20 protein-coding genes and 1 pseudogene are annotated in these 20,359 nt (G+C 72.0%); 10 read left to right on the top strand and 11 right to left on the bottom strand.

Features of this window, described 5'->3' with window-relative positions; all coding sequences use genetic code 11:
• Positions 1-22: 22 nt before the first annotated feature.
• From ACZ52C_RS34605 to ACZ52C_RS34595, 3 genes are all read right to left on the bottom strand, one after another.
• Positions 23-190 carry an ABC transporter gene (locus ACZ52C_RS34605; RefSeq protein ID WP_469078499.1) on the bottom strand — a complete coding sequence of 56 codons (168 nt, stop codon included), beginning with the start codon at positions 188-190 and terminating at the stop codon, positions 23-25.
• Between the two features lie 407 nt (positions 191-597).
• Positions 598-1,260: a lysophospholipid acyltransferase family protein gene (locus tag ACZ52C_RS34600; RefSeq protein WP_469078498.1), complete on the bottom strand. Its 663-nt coding sequence runs from the start codon at positions 1,258-1,260 to the stop codon at positions 598-600.
• Positions 1,261-1,370: 110 nt separating this feature from the next.
• Positions 1,371-2,213: a methyltransferase domain-containing protein gene (locus ACZ52C_RS34595; RefSeq protein ID WP_469078497.1), complete on the bottom strand. Its 843-nt coding sequence runs from the start codon at positions 2,211-2,213 to the stop codon at positions 1,371-1,373.
• A 164-nt stretch (positions 2,214-2,377) separates the two neighbouring features.
• Between ACZ52C_RS34595 and ACZ52C_RS34590 the strand changes: the two genes are divergently transcribed.
• The 5 genes from ACZ52C_RS34590 (at position 2,378) to ACZ52C_RS34570 (ending at position 6,130) form a co-directional block, all read left to right on the top strand.
• Entirely contained in the window at positions 2,378-2,683 is a 306-nt protein-coding gene (locus ACZ52C_RS34590; protein WP_469078496.1) for a hypothetical protein, read from the top strand.
• Between the two features lie 99 nt (positions 2,684-2,782).
• Positions 2,783-3,181: a hypothetical protein gene (locus ACZ52C_RS34585; RefSeq protein WP_469078495.1), complete on the top strand. Its 399-nt coding sequence runs from the start codon at positions 2,783-2,785 to the stop codon at positions 3,179-3,181.
• 270 nt (positions 3,182-3,451) lie between these two features.
• Entirely contained in the window at positions 3,452-4,261 is an 810-nt protein-coding gene (locus ACZ52C_RS34580) for an alpha/beta fold hydrolase (RefSeq protein ID WP_469078494.1), read from the top strand.
• Positions 4,262-4,355: 94 nt separating this feature from the next.
• On the top strand, positions 4,356-4,922 hold the full coding sequence (locus ACZ52C_RS34575; RefSeq protein WP_469078493.1) for a hypothetical protein: 567 nt from the start codon (positions 4,356-4,358) through the stop codon (positions 4,920-4,922).
• Between the two features lie 305 nt (positions 4,923-5,227).
• On the top strand, positions 5,228-6,130 hold the full coding sequence (locus tag ACZ52C_RS34570; protein ID WP_469078492.1) for a GNAT family N-acetyltransferase: 903 nt from the start codon (positions 5,228-5,230) through the stop codon (positions 6,128-6,130).
• Between the two features lie 165 nt (positions 6,131-6,295).
• Here the strand turns inward: ACZ52C_RS34570 and ACZ52C_RS34565 are convergent, their stop codons facing one another.
• Positions 6,296-6,694 carry a hypothetical protein gene (locus tag ACZ52C_RS34565; protein ID WP_469078491.1) on the bottom strand — a complete coding sequence of 133 codons (399 nt, stop codon included), beginning with the start codon at positions 6,692-6,694 and terminating at the stop codon, positions 6,296-6,298.
• Between the two features lie 91 nt (positions 6,695-6,785).
• Positions 6,786-7,949 carry a DNA gyrase subunit B gene (locus ACZ52C_RS34560; protein WP_469078490.1) on the bottom strand — a complete coding sequence of 388 codons (1,164 nt, stop codon included), beginning with the start codon at positions 7,947-7,949 and terminating at the stop codon, positions 6,786-6,788.
• Positions 7,950-8,296: 347 nt separating this feature from the next.
• Between ACZ52C_RS34560 and tap the strand changes: the two genes are divergently transcribed.
• The 5 genes and pseudogenes from tap (at position 8,297) to ACZ52C_RS34535 (ending at position 12,152) form a co-directional block, all read left to right on the top strand.
• A complete protein-coding gene (gene tap, locus ACZ52C_RS34555; RefSeq protein WP_469078489.1) occupies positions 8,297-10,573 on the top strand; it encodes a telomere-associated protein Tap in 2,277 nt (758 codons plus the stop codon).
• Positions 10,574-10,576: 3 nt separating this feature from the next.
• On the top strand, positions 10,577-11,131 hold the full coding sequence (gene tpg, locus ACZ52C_RS34550) for a telomere-protecting terminal protein Tpg (protein WP_469078488.1): 555 nt from the start codon (positions 10,577-10,579) through the stop codon (positions 11,129-11,131).
• Between the two features lie 69 nt (positions 11,132-11,200).
• A pseudogene (locus tag ACZ52C_RS34545) lies at positions 11,201-11,404 on the top strand (DUF2975 domain-containing protein); the annotation flags it as partial.
• A complete protein-coding gene (locus ACZ52C_RS34540; protein ID WP_469078487.1) occupies positions 11,404-11,652 on the top strand; it encodes a helix-turn-helix domain-containing protein in 249 nt (82 codons plus the stop codon). The pseudogene ACZ52C_RS34545 and the gene ACZ52C_RS34540, both read left to right, overlap by 1 nt.
• Positions 11,649-12,152, top strand: coding sequence for an HAD domain-containing protein (locus tag ACZ52C_RS34535; protein ID WP_469078486.1), 504 nt, complete (start codon positions 11,649-11,651; stop codon positions 12,150-12,152). Before ACZ52C_RS34540 ends, ACZ52C_RS34535 begins: the two co-directional genes overlap by 4 nt.
• Here the strand turns inward: ACZ52C_RS34535 and ACZ52C_RS34530 are convergent.
• The 6 genes from ACZ52C_RS34530 to ACZ52C_RS34505 all read right to left on the bottom strand — a co-directional run bounded on the left by ACZ52C_RS34530 (position 12,118) and on the right by ACZ52C_RS34505 (position 20,100).
• Entirely contained in the window at positions 12,118-12,762 is a 645-nt protein-coding gene (locus ACZ52C_RS34530) for a DUF6461 domain-containing protein (RefSeq protein ID WP_469078485.1), read from the bottom strand. The genes ACZ52C_RS34535 and ACZ52C_RS34530 overlap by 35 nt on opposite strands.
• 74 nt (positions 12,763-12,836) lie before the next feature.
• Positions 12,837-14,642, bottom strand: a complete 1,806-nt coding sequence (locus ACZ52C_RS34525) for an RICIN domain-containing protein (protein WP_469078484.1) — start codon at positions 14,640-14,642, stop codon at positions 12,837-12,839.
• Between the two features lie 8 nt (positions 14,643-14,650).
• Complete coding sequence (locus ACZ52C_RS34520; RefSeq protein WP_469078483.1) at positions 14,651-16,789, bottom strand: beta-galactosidase; 2,139 nt, start codon at positions 16,787-16,789, stop codon at positions 14,651-14,653.
• Positions 16,790-16,842: 53 nt separating this feature from the next.
• Positions 16,843-17,772, bottom strand: coding sequence for a carbohydrate ABC transporter permease (locus ACZ52C_RS34515; protein ID WP_469078482.1), 930 nt, complete (start codon positions 17,770-17,772; stop codon positions 16,843-16,845).
• Positions 17,769-18,704, bottom strand: a complete 936-nt coding sequence (locus ACZ52C_RS34510; RefSeq protein ID WP_469078481.1) for a carbohydrate ABC transporter permease — start codon at positions 18,702-18,704, stop codon at positions 17,769-17,771. Before ACZ52C_RS34510 ends, ACZ52C_RS34515 begins: the two co-directional genes overlap by 4 nt.
• Before the next feature lies 1 nt (position 18,705).
• The gene (locus ACZ52C_RS34505; protein ID WP_469078480.1) at positions 18,706-20,100 is read right to left on the bottom strand and encodes an ABC transporter substrate-binding protein; all 1,395 of its coding nucleotides are present in this window, start codon (positions 20,098-20,100) and stop codon (positions 18,706-18,708) included.
• Between the last annotated feature and the right edge of the window lie 259 nt (positions 20,101-20,359).

Raw genomic sequence — 20,359 nt, 5'->3', positions numbered from 1 at the left:
GTGCCCGCCGCGCCGGCCATGGTCAGGCGGGAACGTGGCCCATGGCGCCCGCCCCCTCGTGCGCGGAGAGCGCCAGACGGGGCCGGCCTTCGATGTCGCGCCGCTGCTGCCGGTCGTGCGTGGCGACGACGACGGCCGCGTCCGTGGTGTGCAGGGCCTCGGTGAGTTCGTCGACGAGGGCGATGGACAAGTGGTTGGTCGGCGCGTCCAGCAGCAGGACGTGGGGCCGGGTGGCCAGCGCCAGCGCCAGCGCCTTGGGCGAGGTCGCGACGCCGCTGCTGCCCCGTCGACAGCTCGGCCACCGGCTTCCCGGCCTCTCGGGAGGTCAGCAGACCCAGCGTCCCGAGCCCCACGACCTCGCCCTCCGCGAGGACCCCGGTGCTCACCAGCCGCCCGGTGTGCGACTCGTACAGGTCACGGGCCCGTCGCCGGGACGCAGGCGGCGACTCCTGCCCCAGGAGGTGCAGCCGTACGGCGCGCGTGCCGCGATCACCGTTCTCGACCCCGCCTCGCGACAACCGTCGCCGACCTTACGTGGATGCCGACGACAGCATCGATGGGGCGCGGCGGGCCGTGGTACGGCGGCCGCTCGCCCCCTCACGCGGCGAGCGCGGCCGGTTCACCGAGGCGGGCGGCGGCCGTGCGCCAGGCCGCGGTCACCGCCGCGTGCGCCTGACGGGTGTTCGACGTGTGATCGGCGACGAGGGAGAGCGGCGCGCCGACGTGGACATGGAGTGCGGGGCGGCGCAGCGGCGCGGTGACGAGCCCCGCCACCTGCTTGACCGTGCTGCCGGAGGTGACCCGGCGGGCCCCGGCCTGGCCGACCGGGACGACGGGCGCTCCGGTGCGTGCAGCGAGCCGGGTCAGGCCGCTGCGGAACTCCCCGGGCGCCGCTTCGGCGGCGTCCTTGCGGACCGGGATGCCCCCCTCGGCGTAGATGAGCACCGTCCGGCCCCGCGCCAGCGCGTCGGCGGCGAGATCCAGCGCGTCGGCGGCGCGCGGGTCCCTCCGGTACACCGGGATGTACCCCTCGCGGGTGAGCGCGCGGCCCAGCAGGGGGATCCGCCACAGCCCGGCGGCGCCCATCGCGACGGGCTCGACGCCGAGGCGGTGCAGCGCGGCGAGCACGATCGCGGGGTCGGCGAGCGAGGTGTGGTTCGCGACGACGATGCTGCCCGGCGTCCAGACGGATCCGGCATCGGCGGTCACCGTGAGACGTCCGACGGCGGGCACCAGGACGTCGGCGAGGCGGCTGAACATGTGGTCTCTCCCGATCTCGACGAGGAAGACCCCCATCGTCGGGGCGACCCCGGCACCGGATCTTGAGTGCGCGTACTCAACTTCGCGGGTGCCGGTACCCAGAGACCGCGCTACGCCGACGCCTCCCGGCCCGCCTCCAGGTCGTCCCGGGGATCGGGCCTGCGTCCCCAGGCCGAGATCATCGGGGAGGTCGCCAGGTCCAGGTCGCCCGACGCGACGGCGGCGAGATGGGAGTCGATCTCCTCCGGTGTCGCGAGGCCCCTGGCGACCAGTTGGCCGCGGACCTGGCGGACGGTGGCCGCCTCCAACGCGGCACAGGCCGGGCCGGTGACGGGGAAGTACGCGTCCGCCTGGACGTCGACGAGCCCGGCCTCGCGCAGCAGACGAGGGAGGCGGCGGCCGTAGGAGAGGTCCGCGCCACGCTCGGCGAGGAGGGCGCGGAAGCCGTGGCGGAGCTTGTTCGCCAGACGCTGCCGGGGGCCGGACTCGTCGGGGCAGATCAGGGGTTGCAGTGCCGGGTCGGCGTCCTCCAGCAGCAGCCACCCGCCGGGGCGCAACGAGTCCACCATCGCCCGCAGGGCCCGTTCGCGGTCGGCGACGTGGACGAGCACCAGCCGGGCGTGGACCAGGTCGAAGGGGCCGGGCGGGGGGTCGTCGGCGGCGACGTCATGGCGCCGCGTCTCGATCTGCGGCGCCGACGCGTCGGCCATCCACGACGTGTCGATGTCCGTCGCGAGGACGTGCCCCGCGGGCCCCACCCGCTCGGCCAGCCCCCGGGCCACCGACGGGCCCCCGGCCCCCACCTCCCAGCAGCGCCAGCCCGCCGCGATGCCGAGGTCGTCGACATGGCGAAAGGTGGAGGCGTCGAAGAGCGTGGAGAGGGCGACGAACCGCTCGCCGGCCTCGGACCGTCGGTTGTCGAGGAGATAGCGGGTTTCGGGGTCCCGAGTCATGCCCCCATCTTCGCCGGGGCTGCGGGGCGGTGCGGCGGCGACCGGACGGCACTCGGCGGAGTAAACGGCTTCCACTCCAGAGGGTCGTTAAGTGGCCCGGTAACGAGGTCTACCCCGGCGAGATCGCCTACGCCTCCCGCACCGCCTGGGACTCCCATCCCGTGATGTCCGCGGCCGTCTTCAAGGACCCCGACATCGTCGGCTGGACCCAGGAGATGGTGGCCGACGGCCCGTTCCACCGACAGCTCGACCTGCTGGTCCACCACTCCTGGACCCGCGTCGGCCTCGCCGCGCTGCGCCTGGTCTCCCGCGACTGGGACACCTTCCAGGCCCTCGCCGCCCGGCCCGCCCGCATCCCCACCGCCTGGAACGAGCCCGACTTCGTCCTCACCGACGAGGAGAACGGCTGCCTGGCCGTCAAGAACGGCGAGGAACTGCTGTTCGCCTCCCTCTACTGGCGGTCCCATTAGGGCGTCAACGACTACGCCCGCGTCCACCACCTCACCCCCGTCGACCCGCGCTCGGCCACGATCCGCCAGCGCAGCGCCGGCACCACCGACGAGACGTTCATGGCACGGGACTGGATCCTCTGGGACTACGCCATCAACGACCCCGGCGCCGCCCACCTCCCGCCGGGCGGCTTCCCACCGCCGGGCGACACCCTCCACCAGTCCCAGAAAGGCGACGTCCACCGCCTGGCGCCGATCCCCGACGACATCCCCGACCCCACCCCCGGCGTCCACTTCGACGGCGTGGAGACCATGCTCGTCGGCCGCGCGCCGTTCTACCTCTGCGAGTACGGCGACTATCTGATCGCCATGAACACCACCATCGACCGGACCTTCACCCTGCCCGCCCGCCGCGGGTTCGGCCCCGCCCGCGACCTGGCCACCGGCAGGACCATCGGCGCCGGGGAACGTCCCAGGCTCGGCCCCCGCAGCACGCTGGTCCTCCACCGGGGCCGCTGACCGACCAGGGGCGCCGGCGCGGTACGGGAGACCGCGTCGGCGCTCCGCTACGAGGGTCCGTCCCCCTCCGGCACCGCCCCGGGCGGCGGTCCGGCTCCGGCCCGAGGGCGCGCCGAACCGGTGCGACCCCGCCGGGTCCGGCACACTGCTGTGCACGCTCTGAACCACCGACCCGGCGGAGTGCCCCGTGACCCACGCCCCCGTCCCGCGCGGATGCGCGCACGCCACCCACCGCACCACCTCGGACGACCCCACCTCGGACGACCCCTCATGACCCTGCTGGACCTCGGCCGCATCCGCCTCTTCTGCACCTCCCTCGGCTCTCAGGCCCACGAGGGCGCCGCCGCGCTGCTGCTCGTGCACGGCTGGGGCGGCGACGGCCGGGAGTGGTCGCCGCACGCCGAGGCGCTCGCCGACCGGTTCCGCGTCCTCGTCCCCGACCTGCGCGGCCACGGCCGCTCCGAGGTCCCGGACGAGGGCAACACCCCGACGGAGATGGCCGAGGACCTGGCCGCGCTGCTCGACTCCCTGGAGGTCGGTCCGGTCGTCGCCGTCGGCCACTCCATGGGCGTCCAGGTCGTCAACCTGCTCGCCGTCCGCCACCCGAGGGCCGTGCGCTCGGTCATCGCCCTCGACCCCGCGCACGGCGCCGACGCGGCCGAGGCCGCCCGGATCCCCGCCCGCCTCGCCACGTACCAGGAGCACGGCGCCCGCGCCGCCGCCGACCTCGTGGCCGGCGCCTTCTCCTCGCAGGCCCCGGCCGGACTCCGTACCGCACACATCCGCACCGTACTCGGCACACCGGACCACGTCATCGCCCAGGCGTACGCCGGTATGTACACCGATCCCGGCGCGGTGGGGGTCCGCCCGGACAGCGAGACGCATCTGCGCCGCCGGACCCAACCGGCGCTCACGGTGTGGTCGTTCGAGGAGTACGCCGAGTGGGAGCGCGGCACGCTGCGCGTGCCCGGCTCGCGCGTCGAGCACTGGCCCCACACCGGCCACTATGTGCACGAGGAGCGGACCGACCGCACGATCCGGCTCATCCGCGACTGGGCGGCCGGGGGACCGGCCGGCTGACGCGCGGGCCGCAGGTCGGTGGAAGTACGTACTGGCCTACGTAACCCGCTGAACAGGCACTCGCCGGTCCGCCTCCCTCGGTTGGCCTCGCCGCATGCCTCTCACCGTCGATCAGTTGGCCGGGTATGTGGAGCGCGGGCTGGACGCTGATCTGGCGCGCTGGTTCCCCGACGAGGAGCGCGTCGACCTGCCCGCGTCGACCCGCCCGGTCGCCCCGTTCCTCACCCGGCTCCCGCCCGCAGCCGCGACCGCGCCGGCCGCGTTCGACCGCAGGGTCCGCTCGGGAGCCATGCCGCGGTTCCTCGACATCGACGACTGGGCGGACGCCTTCGAGTTCGCCGAGAACGACGAGGCGATCCTCGACTCGGACTACGAGACGGAGCTCTCCGGCGACGACGTGTGGTCCGTCGGCTGCGACGGCGGAGGCAACTACTACGTCGTCCTCACCAACGGCCGCTTCGCGGTGTGGTTCCACGAGGAGCAGGTCATCGAGGCCGACACGCAGTACGACAACCTCGACGTCTTCCCGTGGCCGCTGGTCCGCTACGGCGCCGTGCGCGCCGGCGTCCTTGACCTGGCCTCGGTCGAGCACGACTTCCGGGCCCTCGCCCAGCCCGGAGCCCTGGCCCCGGAGATCGGACTCCTCGCCCTGATGTCCTGACCCGGACATCAGGGGAGGCCCTGTTCCCGTACAGCTAGAAGGGTGCAGTCCGCCTGGCTGGGGCCTCGCGGGCCGCCGAGAGCGCTCTGCATCGTCCCGCCCACCCCTCCCTCCAAGGGGTACGGAAATCCGTGGACGGACCCGCGGAAGATCACGTACGGTGTGGTTCCACGCCCTGAGACGGACGGAAGGAGGCGAGTGCCGTGCAGTTCACAACTTTCCAGCGCTCCCTTTTCCGCTGTCCCGGCGTGGTTCGCCAGTTCTGACCGGGAGCGCTCCAAGCAGCCTGTAGCCCGGAGGAATCCATGACCGATCTGGTCATCCGCGCGCTCTCCGCGAGCGATGCTCATCTCTTCGACGCACTCCCCGACCCCTTGGGCGCCCGTGAAGCCCACCGGCGTACCCGGTTCCGCCCCGACTGGAAGCGCGTCGCCCTGCGCGACGGCGAGGTCGTCGCACGCGGCGCATGGTGGGGCGGCCCCGGCGACTCGGAGCCCGTCAACATCAACTGGTTCGATGTGGCCGAGGGGGAGGACGAGGCCGGAGCCGAACTCCTGCGCACCGCTCCCTGGCAGGTCGAACTCGAGATCAACCTGCCCGGCGGCTGGAGCGAGAGGAACGACCTGCGCGCCACCGCCGAGACGCGCTTCGCCGCCGCACGCGCCGCGGGGTACGAACTCCTGGTAGAACGCTTCCTCTACCGCTGGAGCCCGGAGCAGGGCCTGCCCGAGCGGCCCGGACGGCTGCGCTTCAGCGCCGAACCCGACGACGCCGTGTTCTTCGACGCGTTGCGCCGCATCCACTCCGTCACCCTGGACGCCCACGCGCTCAGGGCCGCGGAGAAGGGCGGCCTCGACCGGGCCGCCCAGGAGGAACTCGACTTCTTCCACTGGTGCCCCTCCCCGCGGGAGTGGTGGCAGGTCGCGCACACCCCGGAGGGCGACCTGGCAGGCATCCACATCCCGGCCCACAACCCGTCCGGCCCGACCATCGGCTTCATCGGAGTCGTGCCGGAACAGCGCGGCCACGGCTACGCCTACGACCTCCTCGCGGAGTGCACCCACTTCCTCGTCGAGCAGGGCGCGGAGTCCGTCAGCGGAGCCACGGACCGCGGCAACTTCCCCATGGCCGCGAACTTCGCCAAGGCCGGCTTCCCCGTCATCAGTGAACGCATCAACTTCCACCCGGCGGGCCCTAGCGAGGAGTAGCACGCGGTGAGTGGTCCGGTCCAAGGGCAGGTCCGGACCACTCACCGGTGCCTGGCGGCCCGGACAACAAGAGGGAAGTCTGACCGCTTCAGCGAGACGAGGGTTCAGAAGGCGATGGCGTACTCCGGGGTGATGCTGCGCCAACACCCCGAGACCGCGGCCGGTTCATCGGCGGGGGTGCGCGGGCCCGGCATGGTGCGGGCCGTCATGTCCAGGCGAGGCGCCGGTCCATGTCGAGCCCGAACCGCCCGTAGGGGCTGACGTGTGTCCAAGACAGGGGGGAGTGCGTGCCGGACCGTGCTCGACCACCGTGAGCGCGTCGAAGTGCGCGGACCGTGCGGCGTGGTCGGGGTGCCGGGCGAGCGGGAAACGGTACGTGTGTCCGCGGCGCAGGAGGATGTCCATCACACGGAAGTGCGTGAACGCACAGTCGTACCCGGGCTGGAAGCGGTACAGAGCCGCGAACCAGTCCCGGACACGGGGGTCGTCCGACGCGGCGTGGCGGTCCAGCAGCCGAATCGACTCCGCCACCAGGTCCTCGACGACATGCTCAGACATCATCATCCGACCTCCGCATCCAACCACCCCCACCCGGCCTCCCCGCCCGCCCGGGTCAGCCCGCCCGCCCCTTGCGCAGCCGATCACGCAAAGCCACTTACCGGCCCCGCCGCAGAAGGCGGCCGACGACGGCTCGGGCCTGTTCCGGATGGGCCTCCAGCCAGGCCCCCAGGCTTTCACGGACCACCTCCGCGACGCCGGCCCGCACGTCCGCGCCGCCGAGCCGTCCGCGGGTGGCGCCGACGTACTCGGGCCGGTCCAGCTTCACCGACACGACCGCCGTCAGGCCCTCGGTGATTTGGTCGGCGCCGAGATCGGGGTCCGACGCGGTGAGCAACCGCCGCCCCCGTGCGTAGGCGTCGATCGCGGCCGTCAGCCCGTCGCGGAAGCCCGTCAGGTGGGTGCCGCCTTCGGAAGTGGGCCGGCTGTTGGCGAAGCCGCGGATCTCCTCCCCGTGACCCTCGCACCACCGCAAGGCCACTTCCACGGTCCCCGCCATGCGCGCGTCCTCCCGCTCGACACCGATGACGTTCGGGTGGAGGGGGGTCCCCGAGCACTCCTCGTCGAGGAACGCGACGAAGTCCAGGGCCCCGCCCGGGAATCGGAACCGCTCCGAGCGGGACCCGCCCGGTGACTGTTCGTCGGTCAGGCGCAGGTCCAGGCGTCGGTTCAGGAGGGCCAGTTCCCTGAAGCGCTCGGTCAGGACGGCGGACGAGCACCGCACCGCCGGGAAGATGTCGGCGTCGGGCCAGAAGGTGACGGTCGTCCCGCTGCCGGTCGCCGCACCGACGGCCGTGGGCTCGGTGCTCGCACGGCCGCGGGCGTACTCCTGGACCCAGCGGATCCCGTCGCGCCGCACCTCGGCGGTCAGCCGGCTGGAGAGGGCGTTGGTGACGCTGGGACCGACGCCGAAGAGGCCCAGGTAGGGGGCATGACGGTCGACAGGCCCGGTCCTTCCGGTCGAACCGGTCAGCAGCGTTTCGAGACCGGGGCCGTCCGTGTGACCGGCCGCCTCGACGGGCACCCCCGGGCCGTCGTCCGTGACCCGCACACCGCCGTCGGCCATGAGGGTGATCCCGACGGACCGGGCACGGCCGGCCACGACGTCGCGCACCGACCGCTCGGCGATCTCGAACACCAACTGGTGCACTCCGTGTTCACCGGTTGATCCGACGTACATACCGGGCCGCTTCCGCACGGCTTCCGGCCACTCCAGCACCTCGATACGGGTGGCGTCGTACACCACGGCTTCCTCACTCACGAAGTCCCCTCCGAGGGAGTCGGGCAGAGGACTTCAGCCTAGGCGATTTCTGATAAAGCACCAGGTCAGAGCCGGTTTGGTGAATGGCTGGGCGGGCCCGTGAGCGGCGGTGTGGGGTCGGGTGGCCGTGCGTCCGGCGGCCTCCTCCGGAACGCGGCAGTGGTCCCTTCGAGGGGCGTGCAGGGGCCTTTCCCGGGCGCGTTCGGCGCTTGTTCTTGGCCTTCCGGGCCATGTGCCCGTTCGTTCTGCGTCCATGGCCGTGGAAGGCGGGAGAATTCTGTTTCAGGGATAAGGAAGAGGGCTAATTCGAGGTTAATTGCTGCTAGCGTGACGGATGGAGGTGACGTGTGCAGCAGAAGCCGAGTCAGGAAGAGTTGTTCGCGGCGGTGGACGAACTGCTCGCGGGCGAGCCCGAGTTGCCCGCGCCCGACGAGCGGGGGCGGTTGCGGGAGGCGGCCGGCGTCAGTCAGGCCCGGCTGGCGCAGGTGCTGCGGACCACGAAACAGACCGTGAAGAACTGGGAGAGCGGACGATCCGAGCCGCGCCCGCCCCAACGCCAGGCGTATCTGCGGCTCTTGGAGGGCTGGGCGGCGAAGTACCCGGCCGAGTCGGCGACCGAGCCGAAGCGGCAGGACCTGCCTTCTCAACCGGTGGGACAGACCCCCTCCACCGAGCCGGTAGGGCAGGCCTCGTCCGCCGAGCCGAAGGTGCGAGCCCCCTCCGCCGAGCCGTCGGGCCAGGCCCTGTCGCCCGAGCCGATGGGGCAGGCCGAGCCGGTGGGGCAGGCCGTGCCGGTGCGGCAGCCCGCGCCCGCGGCGCGGCGGCCCTCGCGGACGCGGGTGTCCGCGCCCGCCGCCGACGCTCCCTTCCCGCACGGCCCCCTCGGCGTGCTGGACGGTGACGGCACCGTCCACTGCCTCGGCGGGGTGCTGCTGGAGTGCACGGCCGACACGATCCCGGGGCTGGCGGAGTGGGTGCTGCGGGAGTCCGGGATCGGTGCGGCCCGGCTGCACCGGCACGGCAAGGACGCCGATCCGCTGATCGTGCTGACCGCCTCGGCGGCGGAGCGGTTCGGCCTGCCGCAGCGACTGGAGGACCGCCGGGGCCTGCGGCTGGCGGACGACCACCCGGTCGTCCGGCAGATCACCGGGGCCAAGTGGAAGCTGACCCAGCGCGGCTTCGGTCCGTGGCCGCGGATCTACCGGCCCGCTCAGGGCGGCCTGCGGCAGTGCGTGCAGTTGGCGATCCTGCCGTGGGACGCCCTGGACAACCGGGCCTGGGGCGACGCCGCCCGGCTGCACCCGGCCGATCTGGCCCGCGTCCTCGGCGTGTTCGCGACCCGGGTGCTCACGCCGCGCGGCTCGACGGCGGTGACGGGCCTGGAGTTGATGACGGCGACACGGCCGCCCACCCGCCCCGTCAAGGACGAGACGACCGGCGAATGGGTCTCCGGCCCGAACCCCGGCGCGTTGACCCGGCCGCTGGACCCGGCACCGCCGGAGGCGCCGCTCGAACACCCGGTGGCGCAGGGCTGGGACCGTGGCTTCCTCGACGAGGAGGCCCACCAGTGGGTGCGCGATCCGGCGCTCCTGTCGGACGAGGAGTGCCTGCGGCCCTGGGCCGTGGGCATCGACGTCAACACCGCCTTCCTCGCCGCCGCCTCCCGTCTCACCGTAGGCCTGTCGGAACCGGAGCACCACACCGCGCCCGCGTTCGACAAGAAGGCCCCGGGCACCTGGCTCGTCGACCTCTCCTTCATCGAGCTGGACCCCCGCCTGCCCAACCCCTTCACCTCCACCGGCTGGCGCCCGGAGGGCCCCGGCTGGTACAGCACGCCGACCCTGGCCTACGCCGAGGAACTCGGCCACGAGATCCGCCCGGTCGAGGCGTACCTGCGGCGCGAGACGGGCGCGTACCTGGACCCGTGGCACGACCGGCTCAAGGACGCCTACCTCACCACCAGCGCGGACATGGGCATCCCCGTCCACAAGGACGCCGACCCGGCGGCATACCTGGACGCCATGGCCCTGCACCGGACGTACGCGGCCGCCGACGAGACCCGGCTCGACGCGCTGCGTGCCGCCCTCGCCGAACTGCCCGGCGCACGGGCCGACGTGAGCGACGGGGAACTGGCGACCCTGGTCCGTAGGCACCGGCAGGGCGCGATGGTGCTGGCGGCGATCAAATCGACGGTCAAGGGCGGCATCGGCAAGCTCCGTGAACGCCCCCAGGGCCGCCACTACAGGGACGGAGAGCGCTGGCCCGCCCTGGAACGCCCCACCTGGAACCCGTACATCCGCGCGGCCGTCATCGCCAAGGCGCGGGTGAATCTGCACCGCAAGGCCGCCCGGCTCGCCGCACTGACCGGCCTCCATCCGCTGGCGGTCCTCTCCGACTGCGTCGTCTACGCCTCCCGAGGCCCCTCACCCCTGCACTTCCTGCCCTCCAACGGTGACGGCACCCCCGTCTACGGCACCTTCCGGATCGGCGCGAGTCCCGGCTTCTGCAAGCTGGAAGGTGTGCAGGAGACGGCCTGGGCGGTCGATCTGATGGAGCAGGGTCACAACCCCGCCCGCCACATCAAGGGCGACGGTCACGACGCCCGGTTCGACGAAGGGGAATAGACAGTGGGCCACATCGACGACGCCCTGGAGCGCGCCGACCAGGAGGCGTTCACCAAGGCGCCGCCCAAGACCCTCAAGGGCCAGATCGGCTATCTGATCAGGCAGTTGAAGTCGGCCAAGGCCGTCGCGGCCGAACTCGGCATCACCGCCGACTCGGTCAACCGCTACCGGCGCGGCGCCCGCAGACATCCGCCCCGGCACATCCAGGAGCGGATCGACGCGGCCGTCCGCTCCCGCTGGCAACCCGTGGTGCGCCGACGCCGGCAGCGGCAGGCCGCCACCACGGGCGGGATCACCGTGGAGACGCGCGCCCAGTTCGGCTACACGGCACCGATCGGCACGACCGACGACGCCCGCTTCCGGCGCCTGACCGTGCACCTTCCCCCGGAGTACGCGCGCCGTCTGTTCGACGCGCAGGCCCAGGGGGCGGGTGACCAGCGCCTGCGCGACATCGTGGCCGAAGGACTGCAGGAGGTGTACTTCAAGGACGGCGGCCGCCGCGCCGCCGGCCTGGAGGTCGCCCTCCAGGACATCGACTACTTCGACGTGTCGTTCTGACGGCCACACCTTGCCCGCCCTATCGAACTCGATAGATTTCTATCGCTGGTCGAGTAAGGGGTGAAGGAGGCTGCCATGGTGTTCGCGCTCGGTGTGGTCCTGGCCCCGGGCAAGGCGGTGGCCCCCGGGATCGTGCTGCTGCTCGGCGGCGTCGGTCTGGCGGTGCTGGGGATGGCGCTCATCGTCCTCGTGCTGCGGATGCCGCTCGCGAAGGCCGTCGACCGTGACATCGAGGCGACGCGGATGCGGGCCGAGCCGGCCGAGGTGATCTGATGCCGATCGCCGTCGACATCGACGTGATGCTGGCCAGGCGGAAGATGTCCGTGGGTGAACTCGCGGAACGCGTCGGCGTCACCCCCGCCAATCTGGCGGTGCTCAAGAACGGCCGCGCCAAGGCCGTCCGCTTCACCACCCTCGCCGCGCTCCGCGAGGTACTCGCATGCCGGCCCGGTGACCTGCTCCGCTGGGAGACCGACCACACCGTGGCCCCCGACGACGCCACGGCCGGAGCGCGGCCATGAACGTTTCCACGCCACGCCCGCTGCTCTTCCTGGACGTCGACGGCACCCTTCTGCCCTACGGCGGCGCACGGCTCCCCGCTGCCGCCGAGGAGTGGGTCGACTGGCAGCACACGTCGAATCCGCATCTGGCGCGGATCGACCGCGCGCACGGACCGCGCCTGCTGCGGCTGCTCTGCGAACCGATGTGGGCCACCGCGTGGATGGACGACGCCAACGAGGTGATCGCCCCGCTGCTCGGCCTGCCGCGGCTGCCGGTCGTGGATCTGCCGGAGGCACCGGAGGAGGACCGGGCGGATCTGCTGCACTGGAAGACCCGGGCCCTCGTCCGGACCGCCGCCGGGCGCCCGTTCATCTGGCTCGACGACGAGATCACCGGCCTCGACCGCGCCTGGGTGGCACGGCATCACCCCGGACGGGCCCTCCTGCACCGTGTCGAACCCGAAGTGGGCCTGACCGCGGCGGACTTCACCGTGCTCCGGGGTTGGCTGGGCGGCCGGTGACGAAGGCAGCCGCCGGCAGCCGCCGGTGCTCGGAGTCCCGCGGCAGCCACAGCCCGAAGCGGTGCTCCAGCCACTCCATGACCTGCGGCGAGGTCATGGGCCCGGCGACGGCCGACCGGCCCGTCGCCGAGGGGTCGACCCCGTCGTCGTAGGCGGGGATCCCGGGGTCGAAGGAGGACAGGACCCGCCCGTCGACGGCGTACTCCACTCGCTCCGTGGCGTTCACGTCCCGGCAGGCGGTGACGACACGGGTCCCACGGGAGAGCGCGGGCAGATAGTCCCGGGCGGAGACGTACGAGGTGGAGGTCTGGACGGCGAAGCCCCACCCCTCGATCGCCCCCGCCCGGAGCACGGCGTCGACCTCCGGCCGCAGGAACCCCCGTTCCTCGACGGCCCCCACGTCCAGGCCGTCGAGGTGGTCGAGGTCGTAGGGCTCGTCGGCGGCGTTGCGGACCTCGATCTCCTGGGCCTCGACACGCGTCAGTGGGAAGAGCGACTCGCGCGGCGCACCGAGCCGCAGCAGCACCTGCTCCGGGGCCACACCCTCACAGAAGACGAGGGTGTGGCCGAAGGGGTACGCCTCGCACACCCAGCGGAGTCCGTCGGTCATCGGACCATCCTGACAGTCACCGCCGGGACCCGGTCAAGGCTCCGGGCCCGCCATGGAGCCGGTCGCCGGCCCGGCTACCGGACCAGCTTCCAGTCCTGCGAACCGTCCGTGGACGCGGTCCGCAGGGTCAGCGGCGCGTCGGCGGAACCGCCGGTCAGGTAGAGGTCCTTGTTCTTCGCCGAGCGCAGCCTGATGTGACCGTCCCCGGTCCTGACGACGTCCCAGGTGCCCGTGGCGCTGTCGTCGACCCACTGGCCGATCCGCTGCCCCGCCGTCGCGTTGCCGGTCCAGACGGCCGCCGACCGGCCGCCCGCCTTGTTGAGCAGCGTCACACCGCCGTCGGACTTGGTGACGACGTGCCAGTACTGGGTGTCCGGGTCCGCCGCCGCCCCGGCGTCCTCCAGGACGACGTCGGGCACGTCCCCGTTGCCGATGTTCGCGTCGGTGGGGTTGTTCCCGGTACCGATGACCTGACCGGTCCTCCGGTTCACCAGCTTCCGGTAGGCACCGGCGGATCCACCGAGGTCGACCTCGGCGAACGCGATCGTCGAGGTGCCCTGGTTGTTGAGGATCACCACCCGGCCGGTGTCCTTCACGTACTGGAGGTTGCGGCTGTAGCCCGCCCGCGACGTCGTCTGGTACTGCGTCCACACGCCGTCGGCGCGCCCGCTGTCGTTGACCCAGACGTCGCCGCTGCCGGCGGCGTTGTAGACCAGGCGCCCGTCGGGCAGGCGGATGAGCACCGGGCTGCCGCCCTGTGCGAGCGGGCGGGAGCCGGCCACCACCGGCAGCGCGTCGACACCCATGCCGGTGGGGGAGCCGCGGAAGAACGTCAGCGGGTCGGACGCCACGCGGTAGCGGGTGTTGGCCCCGCCGCCCCAGTACTCGTAGGTGAGCAGCCACTTGCCGTCCGCCGTCGGGACGAGGTTCGTCATGCCGGGCCGGCCACCGCCGATCTCCGACTTCCCGCCGCCCATGTCCTCGGTCGACCCGGCGATGTCGACGACCGGAGCGCTCCACTTGGCGCTGCGGCCGTCCCAGGTCTTGTGGACCAGGATCTGCCCGTGCGAGTCCTCGGCCGTGTCGTTCGCCGGGTCGAGCTTCGGGACGCCGGTGACCGGGTCGAAGCCGAGGTAGTCGTTCTCGTCGGAGTAGTAGCAGACCAGCTTGCCCTTGTGGACCATCAGGTACGGCTCCCAGAGGGGATCCACCTGCCGGTGCGTGTTGGCGTCGGCGATGTTCTGTCCGACCGCGCCCGCGCTGCCGCCCTGCCAGCCGCCGGTCGCGACGACGTTGACCACCTTCCAGGTCCTGCCGTCGTCGGCGCTGGAGTACAGCGCGATGGCCATGTCGGCGCGGTCTCCGTCGTTGGACGGCGTCCAGTCCGGGTCGGCGGCCTTGTGCTCCTCGTAGTACGCGTCGTCGCCCGACACGACACTCGCCAGCAGCAGCGTGCCGGCCGGCAACGTGCCGACGCGCTGCGGGAGTACGTAGAGGTACGGGTTCGTCCAGTTGCTCGTGTACTTCGCGTAGCGGGGGTCCTTCGACAGATACGCCGGTGCCTTCACCTCGGACAGCGGCTGCCAGGTCGTGCCGTCGTCGTCGCTCTTGTACACCGGGAGGGTCTGCCGGTCGGCGCTGCCCGTCGACTTCACGACGGTGGACTTCTCGAACGACGCGACCAGCCGACCGGTCGGCAACTGCGCCGACTTGGGGTAGACCGCGCAGTTGCCCCGCCCCTTCAGACAGGCCTCGCCGCCGAGCTGGTACATCACCCCACCGGTCGGGCTGTACGCCCCCGCACCGGCCAGGGGCACCAGCAGCAGCGCGGACGCCGCCGTGAAGGTCCCCAGCGCTCTCGCGGCTCGTCTTCTGTGCATGGTCTCTCCTAGTCGAGGTCGGTGGCGACGAGGACCCGTACGTCCCACGGGCCGAGTTCCACTGCGGTGCCCGCCGCGACGGACGTGTCGTCGAGCGCGTCGGCGAGGTCGGTCGGGGCCGGGACGCTCGCGGGCTCCCAGCTCCAGTTGTGGACGATGTGGACACGCCGCCCGTCGGCCGCCGTTCCGGTGGTCGCGGTGACCGACTCCGGCAGGTCCGCCCAGCCGTGACGCGCGGTCGGCGCCAGCCACTCGGCCAGCGCGCGCCCGAGGCGCCGGTCGGGCACCGTACCGACGTACGTGATCCGCCCCGCCCCGTGCCGGCGTGTGGTGAGCGCGGGCCAGCGGCTGAAGTGCGGATGGTCGTACGCGGCCAGCACCTCGGCGTCGTCGACGGTGAGCCCGTCCGCCCAGCGGGTCGCCGCCGCGCCGTCCGGAAGCCGGAGCGGGCTGCCCGGTGCCGGGCGCACCGGGATCTCGCGGGTCAGGTTGCTGAACTCGTCGTAGTGCACGCCGGCCGGCTCCGTCAGCCGGCCGGGGGCCGGTTCGGTGCGGGCCCTGGCCTCGTGGTCGGCGTAGCCGGTGCGCGGGCCGAGGACCAGATGGCCGCCGGCCTCCGCGTACGCGGCGAACCAGTCGAGGGTGGTGTCGGCGGCGAGGTACAGCGCCGGGACGACCAGCACCGGATGGCGGCGGACGGCCTCCTCGGGCGCGAGGCCCCCGCGCTCCCCGCTCGGGTCGTGCAGCTGACGTGCGTGGACGATCCGGACCTGCCGGCCCGCCTCGAACGCGCCCCGGTAGAACGGGTCGAGGATCCGGTGGTAGGCGGCCGCGTCCGGCTCGCCGTCCGGCGTGGCGAGCGGCGGGTACTTCTGCATCAGCCACTTGCTGGGCGTCGAGTACACCAGGGTGATGTCGGCGTCCGGTTCGAGTCCGGCGACGAGCGGTCCGGCCGTCTCGAACTCCGCGCCGAGCCGGGCGAGTTCGGCGTACGTACGGCCGGGCTGCCCGGTGTGGGGGAGGATGCCGCCCCAGTACGTCTCGGCGCCGAAGTGCAGGGTGTGCCAGTGCCAGTACTCGATCATCCGGGCGCCGCGCGAGACGAGAGCCCAGGCCGCCTGGCGCCACTGCCCGTCGTAGCCCGGGCGGTTGTCCCAGGCCATGCCGATCGAACCCGCGTTGGTCTCGGTGACGAGGAACGGCTCCTGACGGGAGGAGAACATCCAGTCGGCGGTCTGGTACAGCGCCCACACGCCGGTCGTCTTCCACTTCTGCTCGTGGCCGTCGGGGGTGGGATCGGGAAGCAGCAGACCGTCCTGCATGTCGTAGTACGGGTTGCCGGAGGCGATGTCGAGGCGGTCGGTCAACTCGTCGTCCTCCACGCCCTGACGGGTGTAGGAGATGCAGGTGGTGACGAACTGCTCGGGCGAGGCGTACTCGCGGACGAGGTCGGCCTGCCAGCCGATGAACTCGGTGACCTGGCGGGCCTGGAACTCCCGCCAGGCGACGTCGTACTGGGGCTGTTCGTTGCCGTCCGGCGTCCACAGGTCGGCCCAGGTGGAGAGCCGGTGGGACCAGTAGACCAGTCCCCACTCCCGGTTGAGGGTCTCCACGTCGCCGTACTTCTCGCGCAGATGGTCCACGAAGCGCTGGAAGACACCGTGGTTGTGGAAGAGGTGCAGCCCGGGCTCGTTGTCGACCTGGAAGCCGATGACGGCGGGGTGGTCGGCGTACCGGCCGACGACCTTGCGGATGACCCGCTCGGCGTGGAAGCGGAAGGCCGGGTGGGTGAAGTCGATCTCCTGGCGGGCGCCCCAGCCCATGCGCTCGCCGGTGCGCCGCTCGGCCGTGATCTCCGGGTACTGCCGGGCCAGCCACGGCGGCGCCGCGTAGGTCGGGGTGCCGAATACCACGGAGATGCCGCGCTCGTGGGCGCCGTCCAGCACCGGCTGGAGCCAGTCCAGGTCGAACGTGCCGTTCTCCGGCTCCCAGGTGGACCACACCGACTCGCCGACCCGGATGACGGAGACATGCGCTTCGGCCATCAGGTCCAGGTCGGTCTTGAGGCGTTCGGCGGGCCGTTCGTACGGCTGGTACTCGTGGTAGTACGCGGCACCGAACAGGACGCGGTCAGGCAGAGCCGCCATGAAGAAGAACCTCCGGGAGAAAGAGTGGGGGAGTGGTACGAGGGCCGGTGGCCCTACTGCTTGACACCGCCGGCGGCCAGACCGCTCTGCCAGTACCGCTGGAGCATGAGGAAGGCCACGACCAGCGGGACGATCGAGATCAGGGACCCGGTCACGACCAGCGCGAGCATGTCGCTGCTGGCGCCGGCCCCGCCGTTCTGCGCCTGCGCGGCCCAGGAGGCCAGGCCGACGGTGATCGGGTACAGATCGGGGTCGTTGAGCATGATCAGCGGCAGGAAGTAGTTGTTCCAGGTCGCCACCAGCGTGAACAGCAGGACCGTCACCACGCCCGGGGCCATCAGCCGCAGGGCGATCCGGAAGAAGATCCGTGCCTCGCCGGCGCCGTCGATCCGGGCGGCCTCCAGGACGCTGTCGGGAACGGAGTCCGCCGCGTAGACGCGCATCAGATACAGGCCGAACGGGTTGACCAGCGAGGGCAGGATGATCGCCCAGGGGGTGTTGGCCAGACCCGCCTGCGCGAACAGCAGATAGGTCGGGATGGCCAGCGCGGTCGTGGGCACCATGACCGCGCCGAGGACCAGGTTGAAGGCGAGACGGTCGCCGCGGAAGCGGTACTTGGCGAAGCCGTATCCCGCGGCGGCCGCCAGCAGCGCCGCTCCGACCGCGCTGACCCCGGCGTACAGGACCGTGTTCAGCAGCCAGCGCACGAAGACGCCGTCGCTCTGGGTGAAGGTCTCCTTGATGTTCGTCAGCAGCTGCGGGGCGTCGGAGAACCACAGGCCGAAACTGTTGAACAGGTCCTGCGTGCTCTTGGTCGAGGCGATCAGCAACCAGAAGAGGGGCAGCAGGAAGTACGCCAGGGCGGCCAGCATGGCGATCGTCAGCGGGGTGCTGCGACGGTCCGGGCGGCTCCTGCGGTTCGCGACACGCGCCGGCTTGCTCGCCGTCGCGGTGACCGTGGGCGCGGGGGTGGTCGTCGTCACGGGGTCCTCCTGCGGTTGGCGGTGAGCAGGACGCCGTAGGAGGCGATCACGATGACGAGGCCGAGGAGGAAGGACACCGTGGCCGCGTAGTTGACCTGCTGGCCGGTGAAGGCGAGCGTGTAGGCGTAGAGGTTGGCGGTGTAGGAGCTGCTGATCACGTCCGGGGCGAGGTCCTTGAGCAGTTTCGGCTCGTTGAACAGCTGGAAGCTGCCGATCACGGAGAACAGCAGGGTGAGCAGCAACGCCGGGCGCAGCGCCGGGAGTTTGATGGACCACGCGATGCGCCAGGCACCGGCGCCGTCCATCGCGGCCGCCTCGTACAGCTCGTGCGGGACCGTGCGCAGGGCGGCGTACAGGATGATCATGTTGTAGCCGACGAACTCCCAGGTCACGATGTTCGCGAGGCTGCCGAGCATCCAGCTCTCGCCGAGGAAGTTCGGCACCGGCAGGTCAAGGTTGCGGCCCAGCTGGGCGAACGGCCCGAAGTCCGGGCCGTACAGATAGCCCCACATCAGCGCGGCGACCACGCTGGGGACGGCGTAGGGGACGAAGATGCCCAGCCGGATCACCCGGGACAGGCGCAGCAGACCGCTGTCGAGCGCGAGCGCGAACAGCAGGGCCAGCAGCAGCATCACGGGGACCTGGACCACGAAGAACAACGCGACACGGCCGACTCCGTGCAGGAACTGGGAGTCACCGAAGGCCTGGGCGTAGTTGTCGAGGCCGACGAAGACCGTCCCGCCGATCAGCCGGGTCTGGAAGAGGCTGAGGTAGGCGGCGTACACGAGTGGCGCGAGGAAGAGCAGCAGGAACAGCACCAGGAAGGGCGCGACGAAGAGGGGGCCCGCCGAGCGGCGGCGCCGGGTGCCCCCGGGCCGCGAACGGCCCGGGGCGGTGGCAGGGGTGGTGGTGGCAGGCGTGGTGGCGGCCATCTCAGGATCCCTTGACGGTGAAGCCCTGGCCCTTGGCGTACGTGGTCAGCCGTGACTGCCACTGGCCGAGGGCGGCGACGGTGTCCTTCCTGTCGGCGAGGGACTTGCCCACGGTCTCGGTCCAGTCGGTCGCCGCCTGGTCGAGGAACGGCGGCCACTGGAAGGCGGGGTCCACGGTGGCGCTGACGTCGGCGAAGACCTGGTTGACCTGCTGGCCGCCGTAGAAGGACGGCGCGTCCGACACGAACTCGGCGTCGGTGAGCAGGGCCTTGGTCGCCGGGAAGAAGAACTGCTCGGTGGCGAACATCTTGGCGGTGGCGGGGTCGCTGTTGAGGAACTGCGCGAACACGGCCGCCGCGACGGGGTTCTTGGTGGAGCGGATGACGGCGGTGGTCGAGCCGCCCCAGTTGCCCGCGCTGGGCTCGGCCGCGTCCCACTGGGGGAGTGGGGCCGCGCGCCACTTGCCGGCGGTGGCCTTGGCCGAGCCGGAGAGGAAGGCCGGGCCCCAGGCGGCGGTGATCCAGGTGGCGTACTTGCCCTTGTTGAGCCCGGCGTACCAGCCGTCGGTGAAGTCCGGGTCGGTGCTGATCACGCCTTCCTTCGCCAGTCCGCCCCAGTACGCGCCGAGCTTCTTGGAGACCGCGTCGTCGACGCTGATGGTGATGTCGCCCTTGCCGGAGGTCGCGTAGGGCTTTGCGCCGGCCTGCCACAGCAGCCCGTGCCAGGCGGCGGGCTGGCTGGCCGCGAGGTTGGTGAGGTAGACGTCCGGGTCGGCCTTGTGGAGCTTGCGGGCCGCCTCGGCGAACTCGTCCCAGGTTCCCGGCACGTCGATGCCGTGCTTGTCGAAGATGTCCTTGCGGTACAGCAGACCCATCGGTCCCGTGTCCTGCGGGATCGCCCACACCTCGCCCTTGGCGCCGCTGACCTGACCCCACGTCCAGTCGACGAACCGGTCCTTGAGCTCGGCGGCGCCGTACGGGCGCAGGTCCAGCAGGCTCTCGGTGATGGTGAACGTCGGGATGGCCTGGTACTCGATCTGCACCATGTCCGGGGCGCCGCTGCCGGCCTTCAGGGCCGTGCGCAGCTTGGTGTACTGAGGGGTGCCCTGACCGGCGTTGACGACCTTGATCCTGACGGCCGGGTACTTCTTCTCGAAGAGCGCGATCTCCTTGGCGATGTTCGGGACCCACGTCCAGAACGTCAGCTCGGTGGGCGTCTTCATCGCCTTGTCGATGTCGGCCTGGCTGACGGGCGCGGCCGAGCCGGAGGAGCCGGAGGAGTCACCGCCGCCGCAGGCGGTCAGGGCGGCCCCGAGCGACAGGGCACCCGTGGTGGTGAGGAACAGCCGACGGCTCATGGGAGAGGAGGAGGCGGCTGCGAAGGGGTTTCTGGGCATGGTGAACTCCGGCTGGTGGCGAGGGTGGTGGCACGCCGGACACAGGCGTGCGGAGGTGTGCGGGATCCGCGAGGACGCGCCGACCGGCGTCGACGCCGTCAGGTCGGGCGAAAGGGGCGTGGACGACCGAGGCAGGTGTGGGGACTCGGCTCGGGACGCACAGCGGGGTACGGGGGCGGCCCGGCGTCGACCCGGTGCGGGGCGCGCGGGGGCGGCGGGGCGTGAGGGGTGATGCGGCTCGTTCTCGGGGTCACGCGTC

It is taken from the genome of Streptomyces sp. NPDC034049 (assembly GCF_055575575.1).
This window is presented reverse-complemented; position numbering and strand designations above follow the sequence as displayed.